The sequence below is a fragment of the Pseudomonas sp. NFACC24-1 genome (assembly GCF_900115235.1).
GTDB classification, from domain to species: domain Bacteria; phylum Pseudomonadota; class Gammaproteobacteria; order Pseudomonadales; family Pseudomonadaceae; genus Aquipseudomonas; species Aquipseudomonas fluorescens_AA.
Window position 1 is genome coordinate 24,923 of sequence record NZ_FOVS01000001.1, and the last position, 18,722, is coordinate 43,644.

13 protein-coding genes are annotated in these 18,722 nt (G+C 62.3%); 10 read left to right on the plus strand and 3 right to left on the minus strand.

The window, feature by feature from the left end; all coding sequences use genetic code 11:
- Window positions 1-6: 6 nt before the first annotated feature.
- From BM317_RS00105 to BM317_RS00140, 8 genes are all read left to right on the plus strand, one after another.
- On the plus strand, window positions 7-1,011 hold the full coding sequence (locus BM317_RS00105; protein WP_092472626.1) for a polysaccharide deacetylase family protein: 1,005 nt from the start codon (window positions 7-9) through the stop codon (window positions 1,009-1,011).
- Window positions 1,008-2,312, plus strand: coding sequence for a lipopolysaccharide biosynthesis protein (locus BM317_RS00110; protein WP_092472628.1), 1,305 nt, complete (start codon window positions 1,008-1,010; stop codon window positions 2,310-2,312). Before BM317_RS00105 ends, BM317_RS00110 begins: the two co-directional genes overlap by 4 nt.
- Window positions 2,313-2,515: 203 nt before the next feature.
- Complete coding sequence (locus tag BM317_RS00115; RefSeq protein ID WP_092472630.1) at window positions 2,516-4,492, plus strand: hypothetical protein; 1,977 nt, start codon at window positions 2,516-2,518, stop codon at window positions 4,490-4,492.
- A complete protein-coding gene (locus tag BM317_RS00120; protein WP_092175584.1) occupies window positions 4,489-5,178 on the plus strand; it encodes a GNAT family N-acetyltransferase in 690 nt (229 codons plus the stop codon). The genes BM317_RS00115 and BM317_RS00120 overlap by 4 nt, the downstream gene beginning before the upstream one ends.
- Window positions 5,179-5,259: 81 nt before the next feature.
- Window positions 5,260-5,949, plus strand: a complete 690-nt coding sequence (locus tag BM317_RS00125; RefSeq protein ID WP_092472632.1) for an N-acetyltransferase — start codon at window positions 5,260-5,262, stop codon at window positions 5,947-5,949.
- Between the two features lie 5 nt (window positions 5,950-5,954).
- Window positions 5,955-7,133, plus strand: a complete 1,179-nt coding sequence (locus tag BM317_RS00130) for a GNAT family N-acetyltransferase (RefSeq protein WP_092472634.1) — start codon at window positions 5,955-5,957, stop codon at window positions 7,131-7,133.
- Complete coding sequence (locus tag BM317_RS00135; protein ID WP_092175570.1) at window positions 7,105-7,896, plus strand: carbohydrate deacetylase; 792 nt, start codon at window positions 7,105-7,107, stop codon at window positions 7,894-7,896. The genes BM317_RS00130 and BM317_RS00135 overlap by 29 nt, the downstream gene beginning before the upstream one ends.
- Window positions 7,897-8,039: 143 nt before the next feature.
- Window positions 8,040-8,978 carry an alpha/beta hydrolase gene (locus BM317_RS00140; RefSeq protein WP_256574005.1) on the plus strand — a complete coding sequence of 313 codons (939 nt, stop codon included), beginning with the start codon at window positions 8,040-8,042 and terminating at the stop codon, window positions 8,976-8,978.
- Between the two features lie 168 nt (window positions 8,979-9,146).
- Here the strand turns inward: BM317_RS00140 and BM317_RS00145 are convergent, their stop codons facing one another.
- The gene (locus tag BM317_RS00145; RefSeq protein WP_060738233.1) at window positions 9,147-9,860 is read right to left on the minus strand and encodes a FadR/GntR family transcriptional regulator; all 714 of its coding nucleotides are present in this window, start codon (window positions 9,858-9,860) and stop codon (window positions 9,147-9,149) included.
- Between the two features lie 336 nt (window positions 9,861-10,196).
- Here BM317_RS00145 and BM317_RS00150 point away from each other — a divergent pair, with 336 nt between their 5' ends.
- Together BM317_RS00150 and gudD are read left to right on the plus strand one after the other, a co-directional pair.
- The gene (locus tag BM317_RS00150; protein WP_092175558.1) at window positions 10,197-11,546 is read left to right on the plus strand and encodes an MFS transporter; all 1,350 of its coding nucleotides are present in this window, start codon (window positions 10,197-10,199) and stop codon (window positions 11,544-11,546) included.
- A gap of 28 nt (window positions 11,547-11,574) precedes the next feature.
- Entirely contained in the window at window positions 11,575-12,918 is a 1,344-nt protein-coding gene (gene gudD, locus BM317_RS00155; protein WP_092175555.1) for a glucarate dehydratase, read from the plus strand.
- Window positions 12,919-13,100: 182 nt separating this feature from the next.
- Here the strand turns inward: gudD and glgB are convergent, their stop codons facing one another.
- Window positions 13,101-15,335, minus strand: coding sequence for a 1,4-alpha-glucan branching protein GlgB (gene glgB / locus BM317_RS00160; protein WP_092175550.1), 2,235 nt, complete (start codon window positions 15,333-15,335; stop codon window positions 13,101-13,103).
- An 11-nt stretch (window positions 15,336-15,346) separates the two neighbouring features.
- Window positions 15,347-18,691: a maltose alpha-D-glucosyltransferase gene (gene treS, locus BM317_RS00165; RefSeq protein ID WP_092472636.1), complete on the minus strand. Its 3,345-nt coding sequence runs from the start codon at window positions 18,689-18,691 to the stop codon at window positions 15,347-15,349.
- Window positions 18,692-18,722: the final 31 nt, after the last annotated feature.

Consider the following 18,722-nt stretch of genomic DNA (forward strand, 5'->3'; position numbering starts at 1 on the left):
GAGCCGATGTCGATCAAACAAGTCTTCAAGCGCACCGGCGGCTGGCTGTACCTGAACACGTCCCTGGGTCGCCACCCCCTGCGTGGCGCCGGCGTGATCCTGATGTTGCATCGTGTACTGAACAACGACCGCGCCGCCGAATTGCCCCACCGCAACGAGCTGTGCGTGGGGCCCGACGCGTTTGAACATTTGCTGATCTGGCTGCTGCGGCATTTCGAGTGTGTACCGCTGATGAGCTTGTTGCTGGCTGACCCCGAAAGCGTCCCGAATCGCCCGCGGGTGGCCCTGACCTTCGACGATGGCTGGCGCGATAACGCCATGAATGCCTTTCCGCTGCTGCGCCAATACCAGGTACCGGCGAGCATTTTCCTGTCCACCGATTTCATCGGCAGCCGCCAGCACTTCTGGTGGGAAAGCATTGGCGAGACCCTGTGGGGCAGCCATGGCCAGGTGGCCCGGCATTCGTTGATCGAGCACTTGCAGCACGCCGGCCGTCCGTTGCCGGTGCTGCTCGATGACATCGACGACGAGCGTCGCAGCCTGGCGTTGCTGCATTACCTGCAAAGCCTCAAGAGCCTCGATCCACGTACCTTGAGCGAACTCACCGACGCCTGCCCGCAGGGTTCCCAGCCCCAGGCCCTGGACTGGTCCCAGGTGCGCATGCTCGAGGATTCCGGCCTGATCCGCTTCGGCCCCCATGGTGCCAGCCACGCGATTCTGACCGGGCTGGACGACCAGCGCCTGCACGAAGAACTGACGCGCAGTTGGACGGCCCTGGAAAACGGCTGCGCCCAGCCCTTGCCGGTGTATTGCTACCCCAACGGCGATCACGATGCCCGCGTGCGCCAACAGGTGGCAGCCCACGGTTTTATCTTCGCCCTGGGCACCGAGGCGGGGCTGTATCGCAACGACGGCGACCCCTTGAACCTGCCGCGCTTCGGCGTCAGCCAGCGCAATGCCCATCATCCCGAATTACTGGCCTGGCGAATTCGCCGAGGGACACGTCCATGAGCCGTGCTCATTACCTCAAGCACCTGGCTCTGAGCCTGGGCACGCGCCTGGCGATGATCGGCCTGCGCCTGCTGCGCAATGTGCTGCTGGCGCGGATTCTCGGCCCCAGCGAACGGGGGCTGTTTGCCTTGCTCAGCACCCTGCCGGACCTGATCAGCGCCGCCACCAGCGGCGGCCTGAATTCCGCCGTGGGTTATCAGGCGGCGCAGCAGCGTTCAATGGGTTTGTTACTCAGCCAGGTGCTGGTATTCGGTTGCCTGCTGGCCGGGCTGCTGACCTTGCTGGTGGTGGCGCTGGTGCGCGAGTTCGGCGGTGAACTGGACATCACCACGCAACTGGGATTGCTCGCCTGGCTGCTGTTGCTGGCCGTGCCGCTGACCGTGCTCAAGAGTGGCCTGCTGACGTTGCACAACGCTTCCGGTGGCGTGGGCGCCTTCAATGCCTTGCGCCTGCTGGAATCCCTGGCGCCCCTGCTGTTGTTTATCGCGCTTTTCTGGATGTGGAAAGACACGGCGCTGGAAGCGGCGCTGATCAGTTGGCTGGCGGGCCTGAGCTTGGTGGTGCTGGCCGGTTGGGTGTGGTTGCGCCGCGATCATGTGGTCACCCTGCGCTGGGATCGCAGCCGTCAGAACGAACTGTTGCGCTACGGCGCCCGCAGCCATCCGGACCTGCTGTTCCAGCAAGTGCTGCTGCGCTCGGACTTCCTGTTCATCGGTGCCCTGCTGGGCAGCACGGCCCTGGGTCACTACGCCATGGCCAGCGCCGCCGCCGAGCTGCTGCTGATCGTGCCGGAAGCCGTCACCACACCACTGATGAAACGCCTGCTGCAACAGGACAGCGACATGCAGCGCCTGACCCCGCTGGCCTTGCGCCTGACCGCGACGGTGATGCTTGGCGCCTGCCTGACCATGGCGCTGATCGGCGAGTGGCTGATCGTCACCTTGTTCGGTATCGCCTATCAACCGGCCTATCCGGCCTTGCTGGCGTTGCTGCCGGGACTGTTCGGACTGTGCTATGCGAGCATCCTGCGCCTGGATCTGCTGGGCAAGGACCGACCCGGCACCGTGTCGCTGCTGATGGGCGTGGGCGCGCTGTTGAACCTGGCGCTGAACCTGATCCTGATTCCCCTCTACGGCATCGTCGGCGCTGCCGCCGCGTCCTCAATCGCCTACCTGGGCGTAACCCTGGCGCTGCTGGCGATGTACTGCCGCCTCAGCGGCGTGGCGCTGTGGCAGACACTGATCATCCTGCCCAGCGATTTGCTGCCGATGCGCCAGATGCTGCTGGGAAAATCGGCATGAGCAGGGTTGCCCGCCAAGCCGCCATCGCGAGCAAGCTCGCTCCCACAGGGTGCGGGGTTGTTCTTGTGAAAGCGGTGGGTCAGCTTGCATCAATGGTGGACGTGCCGCCCTCTTCGCGAGCAAGCCCGCTCCCACAAAAGGCTGGTGCCGAACACACTATCCGCGACCACCACAAATCAACTGTGGGAGCGAGCTTGCTCGCGATGGGGACCGTGCGGCATGGGTGGCAAGTGAGCGCGGGCCTGTGCCTCTGGGGCCTGGCCTTGTTGGCCCATGGCGCGGCCATGCAATGGACCGGCATCCGCGACGGCAGCCTGTACCTGCAGACCGACCGCCCGGATCAAGTGACCGTGCGCTGGGTACCCGCCTGGCAGGCCGACGCCAACACAGAACACCTGTACCTGCTCAACGGCCAAGGGCGCCTGGTGGGTGAACGCCTGATCAAGGCCGCCCAGGAACGTGGCGAGCAGCAGTGGCCTTTGCTGCCGGGGGCCGCCAGCTATCGCCTGGAAATTCCCGGCTACAGTTTCCGCCGCTACACCGTCGAACACGACGCCCATACCCGGGCACTGTTCGCCCCGGCCAAGGTGCATTTCAATGCCGAAACCCACGACGGCGATGAGTTGTATTTCAAGGTCGCCCCCGGCGAACAGGCCGTGCTGGCGGGCAAGTTCCACGGCGGCGTGCGCAGCCTGCGAGCCCGGCGCGTCGCCGATGGCAAACAGGTGCAGTTGAACCTCAAGCCGTATCCGGCCTATGGGCAGTTCGATCAAGTGGCATTGCCCGTCGCCAATGTCGAGCAAACCTGGCGCCTGCAATTGCAGGGCAACGGCAAGGCAGCATTCTGGCTGGATGGCACGGCGAACCTGTTCGCCCAAAACCCAGAGCATCTGCAACCGCTGCGCCAGGACCCGGGGCAGGCGCACCTGAAACTCTATGGCGATGTCCTGGGAACAACCCCGAAACTGGGGGTCTACCTGCCCTACGTCATGCCTCCGCCATCGGCCTACCCGGTGATCGAAGCCATCAAGCCCCAGGCCGCCAGCTACTACAGCCTGGTCGACATCACCGCAGACAGACCGGACCATGAAAATCAGTTTCGGCGCCTGTACCAGGACCGCTTCGGCATCACCCGGGACATCACCCTGCTGGCCGGTAGCGCGCGCAAGGCCGACCTGCGGGCCGACCGCGTCAGCAACAACGGTTTGCAAGCCTGGCTCATGGCGACCCGCGCCTTGGGCGGCAAAGGCATCCACTACCTCAGTTTCGCCGATGAGCCGAACCTCAACTACCCGGATTTCGCCAGCTACCAGCAGGTGTTCGAGAGCATGGCCAATCAGGTTCGCGCCATCCCCGCCAATGCCCGTGCCGGGGTGCGCATTGCCATACCGGCCAGCTCCCGGTTCACCAATGGTCCTTTGGCGGAAAACGCCGCTGAGCGGCGCGGGATCGATTGGGCGCGGCGCTTGCTGGCCAACTACGGCGACCAGATCGACGCCCTGGCCTGGCATGAATGGATGATCCGCGATCTGTTGGCGACCCGGGTCTATCGCAACAGCGTGCGCCGTGCAGCCGGCCTGGTGGGCCTGGACAGTAAGGGCCGGCCGAACAAGGCCTTGCTGCTGGACCAGACCAACATGTCCAGCGGCTCGAGCCTGAGCCCTTACGACCAGGAAACCCACTACGCCGCCCTGTGGTGGACGTCCGTGGTCATCAATGCCTCGGCCGACGGCTGGTTGGACATGCTCAACTGGTTCATGCTCGCCGACGAACCTGAGTACCCCAAAGGCATGGTGCGGGTGCTGGACAGCCAGCGCTTCGAACTCAAGCCGGTGGGTCTGGCCCAGCAGTTCATCCAACAGCATTGGCTCGACCAGGTGCTACGCCTGGATAACGACGCCTTCGAAGTCGACGTGCTGGCCATGGCCACCGACACGAGACGCAGCTTGCTGGGCGTGAACAAAAGCACGCGCCCGCAACAGGTCAGCCTGGACGGCGCGTCCTGCCCCCAGGCGCAAGCAGAGCTGATGTATTTCGGCCCTGACAATCAAAGCCGCAGCGCCCCGTTCAACTGCGAGGCCGGGCAGATCGGTTTTCTCCTGCCAGGAGAAACCGTGTTTGCCCTTAGCTGGACCGCCCCCTCTTTCCCCCAACCCGCCACCCGTCAGGAGGCACCATGAGCGTTCTGCAAGCATTACGTGATGGCATTCAGAAAAAAGGCCTGCGCGCCGTTCTCATACAGCTGTTCAGGCGCTACGTGTTTTTCCACACCCGACTGGTGTGGCTGGAGCACGATGTGCGAACCCCACTCCCCCCGCATAACCTCAAGCCCTACCCACCGATGCGCCTGGAGTTCATCACGGTCAGCAATGCCGATGCTTTTGCCCGGCACTTCGGCGACCGCGTCGAAACCATGCGCGAGCTGGCAGCCGAAGGCTACACAGGTTTGATGTACCTGGATGCGCAGGGCGACACCGTGGGTTTCGCCTGGGCCAGCACACGAGACTATTTCGACCGGCATTTCTATCGCTGCAACTTCCCGATCAAGCCGGGTGAGTACTTTCAGTTCGGTGGCGAGATGATCCGCGCCTACTGGGGTTCCAGTATGTCGGCGGACATGCAGTTGGAAATGTGGAAAATCATGGTGGACAGCGGCTGCGACACAATGGTCGATGTCTGCGATTTGCAAAACACCCCGGCGATCAAGATGCACCTGCGCATGGGCTTCCAGGAGCGCGGCAAGATCACCCACGTGTATCGCCTGTTCGGTCGCTGGCGGTTTTTCCGCGACACGTTCTACCGCGGCTCGGCACTGGACGCCTTTCGTAAACCGGCCCCGCCGCTTGCATCGACTGCGCCGGCCTGATGTCCATGGCGCTCTAACCCCCCATCGCGAGCAAGCTCGCGATGGGGTCTTTCCCCAAACCGCCCCTCGCCAGGAGGCACCATGAACGTTCTGCAAAAATTGCGTGATCGCATTCGGAAAAAAGGGCTGCGCACTGTTCTAAATCAGCTGTGCAGACACTACGTGTACTTCCACGAACAACTGGTGTGGATGGAGCGCGATCTGGTCAGCCCGATACCGCCCAATAACCTCAGGCCCTATACGCCGTTGCGCCGGGAACGCATCACCACCAGCAATGCCGATGCCTTCGCCACGTACTTTGGCGACCGCGTCGAGACCATGCGCGAACTGGCTGCCGAAGGCCACACCGGGCTCATGTACCTGGACGACAAGGGCGACACCGTCGCTTTCATCTGGGGCAGTACACGGGACTATTTCGACCGCCATTTCTTTCGCTGCTGGTTCCCGGTCAAACCGGGTGAGTTCTTCGAGTTCGGCGGTGAGCTGTACCGCGCTTACTGGGGGACCCAGCTATCGGTGGATATGCAGCTGGATCTGTGGAAAGCCATGGCCGAGCAGGGTTGCAACAAAGTGGTCGACGTCTTCGAGCTGAGCAACATTCCAGCCGTCAAGTTGCACCTGCGCATGGACTATCAGGAGCGCGGCCAGATCACCCACATGCATTGCTTGTTCGGCCGCTGGCGGTTCTTCCGTGACACGTTCTACACCGGCTCGGTCCTGGACTCTTTTCGTAAACCGGCCAAGCCGGTTCCATCCACTGCGGCGGCCTGACGTCCATGACCATCCGGTTCCAATGGTGTCGCTCCCTGGGCGCGGAGGACTTTCCTGTATCAGCTTATGAACAGCTGCGAACCCAGGTGGCCGACGCAACACCGTTCAACACCCTGGCCTGGCTGCAAGCGGCGGAATTTGCCCTGTTGCCTGATCAGCAATTGCATGTGTTACTGGGCTGGCAGGACCAGAATCTGTTGCTATGCCTGCCCCTGGTTTCGGGACGTGAGCGTATCGGCGGACTGCGGTTCCGGGTGGTGCATCACTTGGGTTACCCCTTGGCTGACCGCATCGCCCTGCTGGTGCGCCTGGATGCCGAAGGCATGGGCCAGGCGCTGATGCAGATCCGTCAGCAGATGCCCCACGCGATGTTGCAACTCAATGAAGTGGTGGAGCCGGTCGGCGAGCAAAGCGTCCTGAGCGCCTGGATGGCACTGAGTTCCACCGGGGAGCGGCGGCTCAGTTGCCGGGTTCCGGTGCACCTGATCAGCGAAAGCGACCATCAGGAAATCTCTGGCGATCCACGCTACAAGTTGCGCCGGGCGCGCAAGCGGATCGCCGCTTGCGGTGCCGAAATCCGCCGTGTGACACCGGACGCCATCAGCATGGGGCAGCTGTTGCGAGCCCTGGCCGACGTCGAGGCCGCCAGTTGGAAAGGCGAGGAAGGTGTCGGCATCTTCGCCGACCCCAGGCGCCGGCAATGGATGAACCATGCCTTCACCGCCCTCGCCGCCCAAGGCCTGGTACGGGTTGTGATGCTGGAGCTGAACGGTGAATGCATCAGCTATCGCCTCGGCCTGCTGGACCAAGGCCGATTGTATGACTACAACCTCGCATTCCTGCCGCAGCACGCCGACCTGGGCAGCGGCCGGGTATTACTCGAAGAGTGGATTCGCTGGGGGCTGGACGAAAACTGGCGATGGATCGATGCGTCACGGGTCAGTCTCGACAATTCCAGCCATCAATTGCACGAACGCATGACCGGACAACTGGAACATTGGCGTTGGAGTTTTTATTCCTGGCAACCCGATGGCCTGCTCCTCGGGCTCGCCTTGCGACTCTGGAAAAGCCTTAAACCCTGGCTTCGCAAACACCCGCCCCAAAAAACCACGGCGACAGATTCACCCTCTATCCCCAAGGAACAGGAGATCTCACATGCCCCGCCAAGTGATCATCAACGCTGACGACTTCGGGCTGTGCTTCAGCGAAAACGCGACAATCGTTCGAGCCTTCGAAGCAGGGCTGATCAGTTCCGCCACCATCATGGCCAATACGCCGGGCTTCGAACAGGCGTGTGTACTGGCCCGACTGCCCCGGCTCAAAGGACGCATCGGGCTGCATTTCAATCTCAGCCATGGGCAGCCGCTGAGCCAGGCCATAAAGTCGCGCCCGGCGTTTTGCGATGCGGACGGCCAGTTCAGCTTCAGCCTGTCACGCCATTGCCTGCATCTGGGCTCGAAGGACCTCGCCGCAATACAGGACGAACTGCAGGCGCAATGGCAACGTTGCCTGGACCACGGAGTGCGCCCAAGCCACCTCGACTCCCATCAGCACGTACATAACATCTGGCCCATCGGAGCATTGGTAGCGCGCTTCGCCGCGCGGCAAGATGTGTCCATTCGCCTGGCGCGCAACCTGGGAGCCAACCTGAATATACCCAAGCGCATCTTCAAGACCTTACTCAACCGCCGCCTGCGTCGTTTATGCGGCGCCACGGCCGACTATGTCTGCACGCCAACCGACTTGCAGCACGCCGCAGCACCGGACCATGGTTTGCTGGAAGTGATTGTTCATCCAGTGCAACTGGATGGGGATTTCGGCGACACCTACCTGGCTCCTGGCTGCTCGTTGACCCAGGTGCTGCATCGGCGCCTGGCGGGGGTGCCGAAGGTGGGGTATGGCAAGACTGAGCGGACGGTTGAACTGGTTGAGCTTGAGAAGGCGTAATCCCCCCTGTCATGGAGGCTTGATCGTGGGGAATTTTCCAGCGCTGACAAGCGCGCTTCAGACGAATGACAGTCACAAATACCTGCGCCGTTTTCGGAGAATCTGCTACAAGGCATCTTTGGTTTCAGTAGCGAATGGCGTCGATGTCTTCACTCTTATTTTCTGGCCTGAAACGCCGCTGGTTGGCCTGGCTGTGCATGATCGCATTGGTGGTCGGCCTGCCGGTGGGCTGTGCTGTGTTGCAGCATAAGGAACGTGAACTGGTCTTTCGCATCGAACCGGGGACGGCGAGCTGGTTCAGTGGGCTGCCCAGCGGCGTGCAGGAGTTCGACCTCAAGCCAAAAAGCTTCAAGGCCGGGGAAAATATCCACGGCTGGTGGTGGCCGGCCGAACGCAAGAACGCGCCGGCCATCCTGTATTTGCACGGTGTGCGCTGGAATTTGACCGGCCAGTTGTTTCGTATCCAGCAACTGCGAGGGCTGGGCTATTCGGTGCTGGCCATCGATTACCGGGGCTTTGGCAAAAGCCAGGGAGATCTGCCATCGGAAGCGAGTGTCTATGAAGACGCGCGCATCGCCTGGGAGCGTCTCGAAGCGCTGCAACCGGACCCGAGCCTGCGATTGATCTATGGTCATTCCCTGGGCGGCGCCGTCGCGGTGGATCTCGCTGCGCAGCTCGGTCAGCAGGCGGCGAAAGATGGCAAAGCCCAGGTCCGGGGCCTGGTGATCGAATCCACGTTCACCTCCCTGGGCGATGTCGCCACCTCGATGGCGAATACATCCCTGCCGGTGCGCTGGCTGCTGTCGCAGAAGTTCGACTCCATCGACAAGATCGGCGAGATCAACATGCCGCTGTTGATTGTCCATGGCGCCGCCGACCGCTACGTGCCGCCACGCTTCAGTGAGCAACTGTTCAATGCCGCCCGGGAACCCAAGCGCCTGCTGCTGGTGCCCGGGGCGACGCATAACAACAGCATGAGCCTGGCGGGTAAAAACTACCGGCAGGCGTTGGATGCCCTGATGAAAAGCGCCCCCGCCCCCATGGCCGGAAACGCCCCCACCGGCCCGGCCAAAGCGGGCTGAGCCATGGAAATACCCACGCCTTCTTGCGGGAAGCGGTGGGTCAGTCATGGAAATGTTGGGTGTGCCGCCGCCATCGCGAGCAAGCTCGCTCCCACAGTTTTTCGAGGTGCTCTCCACTGTGGGAGCGAGCTTGCTCGCGATGGCGGTGAGTCAGGCAACGATGAACCGTCAGGATCCCGCGCCAAACCGATCACGGCTGTTGGTCAGGTGCAACCACATGGCGGCGCGGGCGGCGTCCGGGTCCTGGCGCTTGATCGCGTTGAAGATCGCCTCGTGCTCAAGGTTGGCCAACTGCGCCAGCTTGCTTAGATCGGCCTGGCCGCGCTCGGCCACGTTCACGCGGGTCCTGGGAATCATCGCACTGCCTAGGTGCTGCATGATTTCGACAAAACAGGCGTTGTCCGTGGCTTCGGCGATGAGCAGATGGAAACGTCGGTCGGCTTCGACACAGCTGTCGTTGTTGTTGGACAACCGCTGATAGTCATCCAGCGCCTGGCGCATCTGCTGCAACTGGTGTTCGCTGCGGCGCTGGGCCGCCAAGGCGACGGCCTGGGTCTCCAGGCCCAGGCGCAGCTCCAGGATCGCCCGCACTCCCGCGGCAGTGTCGACATTCAAGCGCAACCCTGGCTCGCCGGTTTGCGCCAGCACGAAGGTGCCGATGCCGTGGCGGGTCTCTACCAGCCCCGAAGCCTGCAACTTGGAAATCGCCTCGCGCACCACCGTCCGGCTGACACCATGGGCCTGCACGATGGCACCTTCCGATGGCAGCTTCTCACCCGGTTTCAACTGCCCCAGCAAGATGCTCTGGCTCAGCTTCGTCACCAGGTCATGGGCCAGGTTGTGGGTACGCTTGCGCAGGGGCGCGTCGGTGTCTTGCGGCATCGCCGGGGTTCCTTGAAAACAGGCTGACTGATCGTATCACCGGCGGGCGCCGGAAATCTCATCGTCAAGTCATCAACTTGTATGACAACACTCAAGATCAGCCCATATCAGAAAAAATAACTCTTTCAAAAAACGGCTTCGCGCAAGCCGGACAGACGCTTGATAAAATCATAATAGCCGGATAACCCCAACAAATACGGCATAAAAACGCCATTCGCCTAATCCAACGATGCTGAAAAACTGCTTGTCATCCAAAAAAATCAGGTTGTATGATGTCTATCAACATCGGCACATGCACGATGCCCCGCATAAAAATAACGAGTGGGAGAAAAACCAGTGAACACATCCAGCCTCAAGGCGAATGCCGGCGCGGATCCGGTGCTGCTGTCGGCTATCGCCAAGGTCAAGCGCCACATCCTGCCGCTGTTCGTCATCATGTTTATCGTCAACTACATCGACCGCGTGAACATCGGCTTCGTGCGTGCCCACATGGAGCACGACCTGGGTATCGGTGCTGCGGCCTATGGCTTTGGTGCCGGCCTGTTCTTCATCGGCTACGCGCTGTTCGAAGTACCGTCCAACATCTTGCTGCAACGAATCGGCGCCCGCATCTGGCTGACCCGCATCATGCTCACCTGGGGCCTGGTGGCGGCGGCCATGGCCTTCATCCAGAACGAAACCCACTTCTACATCCTGCGCTTTTTACTGGGCGTGGCCGAAGCCGGGTTCTTCCCTGGGGTGATCTACTATTTCACCCGCTGGCTGCCCGGCGTCGAGCGTGGCAAAGCCATCGCCATCTTCCTCAGCGGTTCGGCCATTGCGTCGCTGATCTCCGGCCCGCTGTCGGGGCTGCTACTGCAAATCAACGGCCTGGGCATGCACGGTTGGCAGTGGATGTATTTCATCGAAGGGATGTTTTCCGTCTGCCTGTGTGTCTTCGTCTGGTTCTGGCTGGACTCCAAGCCCCATGACGCCAAATGGCTGAGCCGTGAAGAACAGGATGCGCTGGTCAAGACCATCGACGATGAACAGCGGGCACGGGAAGCCGCCTCGCCGATCAAGCTGTCCATCGGCCAGCTGCTCAAGGACCGCCAGATCATCCTGTTTTGCCTGATCTACTTCTTCATTCAATTGACGATCTATGCCGCCACGTTCTGGCTGCCGAGCATCATCAAGAAAATGGGCGAACTGAGCGACATTCAGGTCGGGCTGTTCAATTCGATCCCGTGGTTGCTGTCGATCGTCGGCATGTACGCCTTCGCCTCGCTGTCGGCCAAGTGGAAATTCCAGCAGGCCTGGGTCGCCACCGCCCTGTTGATCGCCGCGGCGGGGATGTTCATGTCCACCACCGGCGGACCGATTTTCGCCTTCGTCGCCATCTGCTTCGCGGCCCTGGGTTTCAAATCGGCGTCGTCGTTGTTCTGGCCGATTCCCCAGGCTTATCTGGACGCCCGGATCGCCGCCGGGGTGATTGCCCTGATCAACTCGGTGGGCAACCTCGGCGGGTTCGTCGCCCCGACCACCTTCGGCTTGCTGGAAGAGCACACCGGTTCGATCCAGGGTGGCCTCTACGGCTTGGCGGCCACCTCGATCATTGCCGCGATCATCGTGTTTGCCGCACGCAACACGCCCAAGCCCAAAGCCGTGACAACAACACCGGTCGATCCGGCCGCCAGCCACGTCTGATCATGCGATTGTCCAAGGATAAGTACAGATGAGCATTCCAGAAACCAGCAAAGCCCCGATCATCACCAGCATGCAGGTCGTGCCCGTGGCCGGCCATGACGGCATGCTGCTGAACCTCAGCGGCGCCCATGGCCCGTTCTTCACCCGCAACATCGTCATTCTCAAGGACAACGCCGGCCACACCGGCGTGGGCGAAGTGCCCGGCGGCGAGCGCATTCGCCAGACGCTCGAAGACGCTCGCTCGCTGGTGGTCGGCAGCCCCATCGGCACGTACCAGAAGATCCTCAACACGGTGCGCCACGCCTTCGCCGACCGCGATGCCGGCGGTCGTGGCCTGCAGACCTTCGACCTGCGCATCACCATCCACGCGGTCACTGGCCTGGAAGCAGCGTTGCTGGATCTACTCGGCCAACACCTGGACGTACCGGTCGCCGCCCTGCTCGGCGAAGGCCAGCAGCGCGACGAAGTGAAGATGCTCGGCTACCTGTTTTACGTCGGTGATCGCCAGCAGACCGACCTGGCCTATCGCAGCGAACCGGACGCCGACAACGACTGGTTCCGCGTGCGCCACGAAAAGGCCCTGGACGCCGACGCCGTGGTCCGCCTGGCCGAAGCGGCCCAGGCCCGCTATGGCTTCCAGGACTTCAAGCTCAAGGGCGGCGTGCTCCAAGGCGACGCAGAAATCGAAGCGGTCACGGCATTGGCCGAACGTTTTCCCCAGGCCCGCATCACCCTGGACCCGAACGGCGCCTGGTCACTCAAGGAAGCGATCCGTTTGTGCCGCGACCAACACAAAGTGCTGGCCTATGCCGAAGACCCTTGCGGTGCCGAGAACGGCTATTCGGGGCGCGAGGTCATGGCCGAGTTCCGCCGCGCCACGGGCCTCAAGACTGCGACCAACATGATCGCCACCGACTGGCGCGAGATGGGGCACGCCATCACCTTGCAGTCCGTGGACATTCCCCTGGCCGACCCGCACTTCTGGACCATGCAGGGTTCCGTGCGGGTGGCACAGATGTGCAATGAGTGGGGCCTGACCTGGGGCTCGCACTCCAACAACCACTTCGACATTTCCCTGGCGATGTTCACCCACGTGGCCGCCGCGGCACCCGGCGACATCACCGCCATCGACACCCACTGGATCTGGCAGGACGGCCAGCGACTGACCAAGACGCCCTTGCAGATTCAGGGCGGTTGCGTACAGGTGCCGAAAAAACCGGGGTTGGGGATCGAGCTGGACACCGACCAACTGGCCAAGGCCCATGAGTTGTACAAAGGCATGGGCCTGGGGGCGCGGAACGATGCGGTAGCGATGCAGTTCCTGATTCCGGGCTGGACGTTCAACAACAAGCAGCCGTGCCTGGTTCGCTGAAGGAATCACAAAATTCCTTCAGGTGAGCACATCCATGTGGGAGCGGGCTTGCTCGCGAAAGCGGTCTGACGGTCAACATCGATGCTGACTGTCAGGCCCTCTTCGCGAACAAGCCCGCTCCCACATTGGAACTGTGGTGATCTTTGATTCGATGACCGCCACTGTTGTCCTCTATGTAAACCCTACCCCTCCGGCCGCATGATCAACACCGCCAACGGCGGCAGGTTCAGTTCCAGCGACAGGGCCTGGCCATGGCTGGGCACTGCTTCGGTGAAGGCGCCGCCGCCGTTGCCGTAGTTGGAACCGGCGTAGGTGTCGGCGTCGCTGTTGAGCAATTCCACCCAACGTCCGGCAAACGGCACGCCGACCCGGTAGGCCTCGCGCGGCACCGGGGTGAAGTTGGCGACCACCAGCACCGGCTTACCCTCCTTGCTCCAGCGCAACCAGGCGTAGACGCTGTTGAGCGCATCGTCGCCAATCAGCCACTGGAAGCCCTGCGGCGCGTCATCCTGGTCGTGCAGCGCCGGCTCTTCGCGGTACAGCCGGTTCAAATCGCTCACCAGCTTCTGCACGCCCCGGTGCTCAGGGTATTGCAGCAGGTACCAATCCAACTGCTGGTCGTGGTTCCACTCGCGCCACTGGCCGAACTCACACCCCATGAACAACAGCTTCTTGCCGGGATGGCCCCACATGAAGCTGAGGTAGGCCCTCAGGTTGGCGAATTTCTGCCAGCGGTCACCGGGCATCTTGTCGATCAGCGAGCGTTTGCCATGAACCACTTCGTCGTGGGAAATCGGCAGCACGAAGCGCTCGGACCAGGCATACACCAGGCCGAAGCTCAGTTCGTTATGGTGATGGGCGCGGTACACCGGGTCTTGCTGGATGTAGTGCAGCGAATCGTGCATCCAGCCCATGTTCCACTTGTAGGCAAAACCCAGGCCGCCCTGCTGGGTACTCTGGCTGACCCCCGGCCACGCGGTGGACTCTTCGGCGATAACCAGCGCACCGGGGGTTTCCAGTGCCACCACATCGTTGAGGTGCCGTAGGAAATCGATGGCTTCGAGGTTTTCCCGACCGCCGTGACGGTTGGGCACCCACTCGCCGGCCTTGCGCGAATAGTCGCGGTACAACATCGAGGCCACGGCATCCACCCGCAGGCCATCGACGTGGAAATGCTTGAGCCAGTGCAACGCCGAAGCCAGCATGAAGCCGTGCACTTCGGTGCGGCCGAGGTTGTAGATCAGCGTGTCCCAATCCTGATGGAAACCCTCCAGCGGGTTGCCGTATTCGTACAGCGCGGTGCCATCGAACTGGGCCAGGCCGTGGGTGTCGGTGGGGAAATGCGCCGGCACCCAGTCGAGGATGACGCCGATATTGGCCTGGTGGCAGGCGTTGACGAACGCGGCGAAATCGTCGGGCGATCCGAAGCGTGCCGTTGGCGCGAATTGCGACAGCGGCTGATAGCCCCAGGAGCCGCCGAACGGGTGTTCCATGATCGGCATCAGCTCGATGTGAGTGAAGCCCAAATCCCTGACATACGGAATCAGCCGCTCGGCCATTTCGTGCCAGTTGTATTGCCGGGCCACCTCGCCCGCTTCGTCGATTTCGCACTGCCAGGAGCCGGCATGCAACTCATAGATCGACAATGGCGCGCCCGGTAGCTGGCGTTCGCGACGACTCTGCATCCACTCGTCGTCCTGCCACTCGATTTTCAAGGGCGAGGCGACTTTCGACGCCGTGTCAGGCGGCATTTGCGTGGCCAGCGCCACCGGGTCGGCCTTGAGGGGCAGGATGCCGTGGGCGCCGAGGATTTCATATTTGTAGGCCTCCCCCGCCCCCAGCCGCGGGATGAACAACTCCCACACGCCGGATGGATAACGAATGCGCATCGGATGCCGGCGCCCGTCCCAGACGTTGAAGTCCCCCACCACAGATACCCGTCGTGCATTCGGCGCCCAGACCGCGAAGCGAACACCGTCGACGCCATCAACTGTCTTCAGTTGCGCACCCAGGCAGGCACTGAGGTCGCGGTGATTGCCCTCGGCGAACAGGTAGAGGTCCATCTCCCCCAGCAGTGGGCCGAAGCTGTACGGGTCTTCGGCAACCTGCTCGCCGCCGGCCCAACGGGTGCGCAGCAAGTACGCTTGGGCGCGATCGAAATGGCCGACGAACAATCCCGGGGTTTCGGTGGGTTGCAGTTCCCCCAATTCTTCGCCGCCCTCCCGGGCCAGCACATGCACACTCAACGCCCCAGGCAGGTAGGCGCGAATGAACTGGCCGCCGGCGCCGTCGTCATGGGGGCCCAGGATGGAAAACGGATCGTGATGTTCGGCGCGCACCAGCGCATCGATGTCATGGGGGGCCGGCAGCAAGGACTCCTTGGCCTGACCCTGGGGTTCTTTATTCGAGACACTCATGATTCTCTCCACTAAATCGGTCCGGCTAAGTCGGAAAAGGGTTGTAGCCCACTCAACAACCCGACCAGACCGTGCAACGGCACGGGCAGCCAGGCGGGGCGATTCTCGGCTTCATAGGCCACTTCATAGGCCGCCTTCTCCAGGCCGAACAACGCCAGCGCGGCGTCTTCGCCTTCAGCATCCTTCCACTCATGGGCAAGACTAGCTGCCGCCAGCCGATATGCCTCGACAAATGCCTGGCGGGCCTCTTTCAAATAACGCTCGGCGACCCGTTGCCGCGCCGCATCGGCATCGGCCGTGCTGTCGACGGTATTCAAGTGGATCGCCATGGCCGCCGCATAATCGAAGGAACGCAACACGCCGCTGACGTCCTTGTACGGGCTGTGCTTGCCCCGTCGTTCATGCAATGGCCGCGCCGGCTCACCTTCGAAATCGATCAGGTAGGCGTCGCCCTTGATCACCAACACTTGGCCCAGATGCAGGTCGCCATGGACGCGGATACGCAAGCCACCGACGGCCTTGCCGGCCAACGCCTGGACATGGGCCAGGACGGTTTTCTTGTGCTCCAACAAGCGTGCGACCATGGCCTGGTCCGCGGGGTTCAATTGGCCCTGGCTCTGCTTGAGCAGACGCAAGGCGTTTTCCACCTGGCCGGCCACGTCCTTGCCGATGGCCTGGGCGTCCTTGGCGTTGGTGGGCTGCGGCGCGAAATCCGGATCGTCGGTGGCCTGGGCCAGTACCTGGTGCATCTCCCCCAGGCGCTGGCCGAGCATGCCGGCGAAATCCTTCAGTTCGCCCAAGGCGTTGTAATGCTGCTCCTGCTCGGACACGGCGTCCGCCAACTCATCGCGCAAGGCCCGTTCGAGGTTGTTCTGGGTCCATTCCCAGGCGTCGCCCTGATTGCTCAGGTAGCCCTGGGCGATCATCAGCAACGCATCTTCGCCATCGGCATCGCGGCGAACCACCGAACCCAGCAGCGGTGAAATATTGCTGAAACCCGCGGCGGTCAGGTAGGCGCTCATTTCCAGTTCCGGGTGCACGCCCGAGGCCACCTTGCGGATCAGCTTGAGTACCAGACTTGCCCCCACCACCACCGAACTGTTGGACTGTTCAGCGGACAGGTAGCGTACCTCCGGCTCGTCGCCCAGGTTCAACGCAGCCAGGCCTTCGGTCGGTTCGAAGCGCAGCTCACCTTCGGCAAGAGGCAGCACCGTGGCGGTCTGCATGCTGTGCAGCACGGCGCGCACGAAGCTTTCCAGGCTGAATGCATCGGTGATCAAGCCCACCTGACGCCCCCGACGTACCCGCGACAAGGCCAGTTGCTGCGGCAATGCCGCACCGACCTGGTCTTCGGCGAGCAAGCCGAACGGCAACTGATAACGCAGGGTCTGGCCGCCACTGGTGACATCGATTTCACTGAGGAGCACGGGGCGCTGCGGATCGCCGAAGCGCACACCATAGACAATGTCGACCTTCTCGATCGCACTGTCCTTGCCGGCGAACCAACGCCGGTTCTGCAACCAGTTCGGCAGGATGGTTTGCTCCAGCGTGGTGCGCGACGGCGCTTCGAGCAATTCTTCCAGGCGTTTTTTCAGCACCAGGGTGGTGAAGTCCGGCAGGCTCTGGGCCGGTTCCACGTGCCAGCTCGGCATCTGGTTTTCCGCCGCCAGGACGAACCAATAGAAACCGTACGGCGCCAGGGTCAGCAGGAAGTTCAACTGGCCAATGGGTGGGAACGCGTTGCCACCGAGCATCTCCACCGGAACCATGCCGGCGTAGACCGACAGGTCCAACTCGGCGGCCTGGGCGCTGCGGGACACGTTGGCCACGCACAGGATGATTTCGTGCTTGCCGTCGGGGCCGGTGTATTCGCGGGTGTAGGCCAGGATCCGGCGGTTGCTGGGCGAAAGCATTTTCAGCGTGCCCCGACCAAAGGCCTTGGACTGCTTGCGCACCGCCAGCATCCGTCGGGTCCAGTTGAGCAGCGAGTGTGGATCGCCGGCCTGGGTCTCGACGTTCACCGACTGGTAACCGTATTGCGGGTCCATGATCGGCGGCAGTACCAGGCTGGCCGGGTCGGCGCGGGAGAAACCGCCGTTGCGGTCGATGGACCATTGCATCGGCGTACGCACGCCATCGCGGTCGCCCAGGTAGATGTTGTCGCCCATGCCGATTTCATCACCGTAGTACAACGTCGGTGTGCCGGGCATCGACAACAGCAGGCTGTTGAGCAACTCCACGCGACGACGGTCGCGCTCCACCAGCGGCGCCAGGCGTCGGCGAATCCCCAAGTTGATGCGCGCCCGACGGTCGGCCGCGTAGTAGTTCCACAGATAGTCGCGTTCCTTGTCGGTGACCATCTCCAGGGTCAGTTCATCGTGGTTGCGCAGGAAAATCGCCCATTGGCAGTTAGCGGGAATTTCCGGGGTCTGGCGCAGGATGTCGGTGATCGGGAAACGATCTTCCTGGGCCAAGGCCATGTACATGCGCGGCATCAGCGGGAAGTGGAACGCCATGTGGCATTCGTCACCGTTCATCCCTTGGGCATCGACATCACCGAAGTACAACTGGGTATCTTCCGGCCACTGGTTGGCTTCGGCCAGCAGCATGCGGTCAGGATAGTTGGCGTCGATTTCGGCACGGATCAGCTTCAGGACGTCATGGGTCTCGGGCAGGTTTTCGTTGTTGGTGCCGTCGCGCTCGATCAGGTACGGGATGGCGTCCAGGCGCAGGCCGTCGATGCCCATGTCCAGCCAGTAGCGCATCACCGACAACACGGCCTTGATGACCTGCGGGTTGTCGAAGTTGAGGTCGGGCTGGTGGGAGTAGAAGCGGTGCCAGAAGTACTGGCCCGCCACCGGGTCCCAGGTCCAGTTGGACTTTTCGGTGTCGAGGAAGATGATCCGCGTGCCGTCGTACTTGTGGTCGTCATCGGACCAGACATAGAAGTCCCGCGCCTTCGAACCTGGCTTGGCCTTGCGCGCGCGCTGGAACCAGGGGTGCTGGTCCGACGTGTGGTTGATGACCAGCTCGGTGATCACCCGCAGGTTGCGCTTGTGGGCTTCGGCAATGAACCGCCGCGCATCGGCCATGGTGCCGTAGTCGGGGCTGACGCCACGGTATTCGGCGATGTCATAACCGTCGTCGCGCCGGGGGGAAGGATAGAACGGCAGCAACCAGATGGTGTTGACGCCCAGGTCGGCGATGTAGTCGAGTTTCTCGATCAGGCCGGGGAAATCACCGATCCCGTCGTTATTGGAGTCGAAATAGGATTTAACGTGGACCTGGTAGATCACCGCATCCTTGTACCAGAGCGGATCCTTGATGAAGGTGGCAGACCGGGGTTTCTTCGCCATTTGCAACTCCTGATAAGTCATTAAAGCCGCG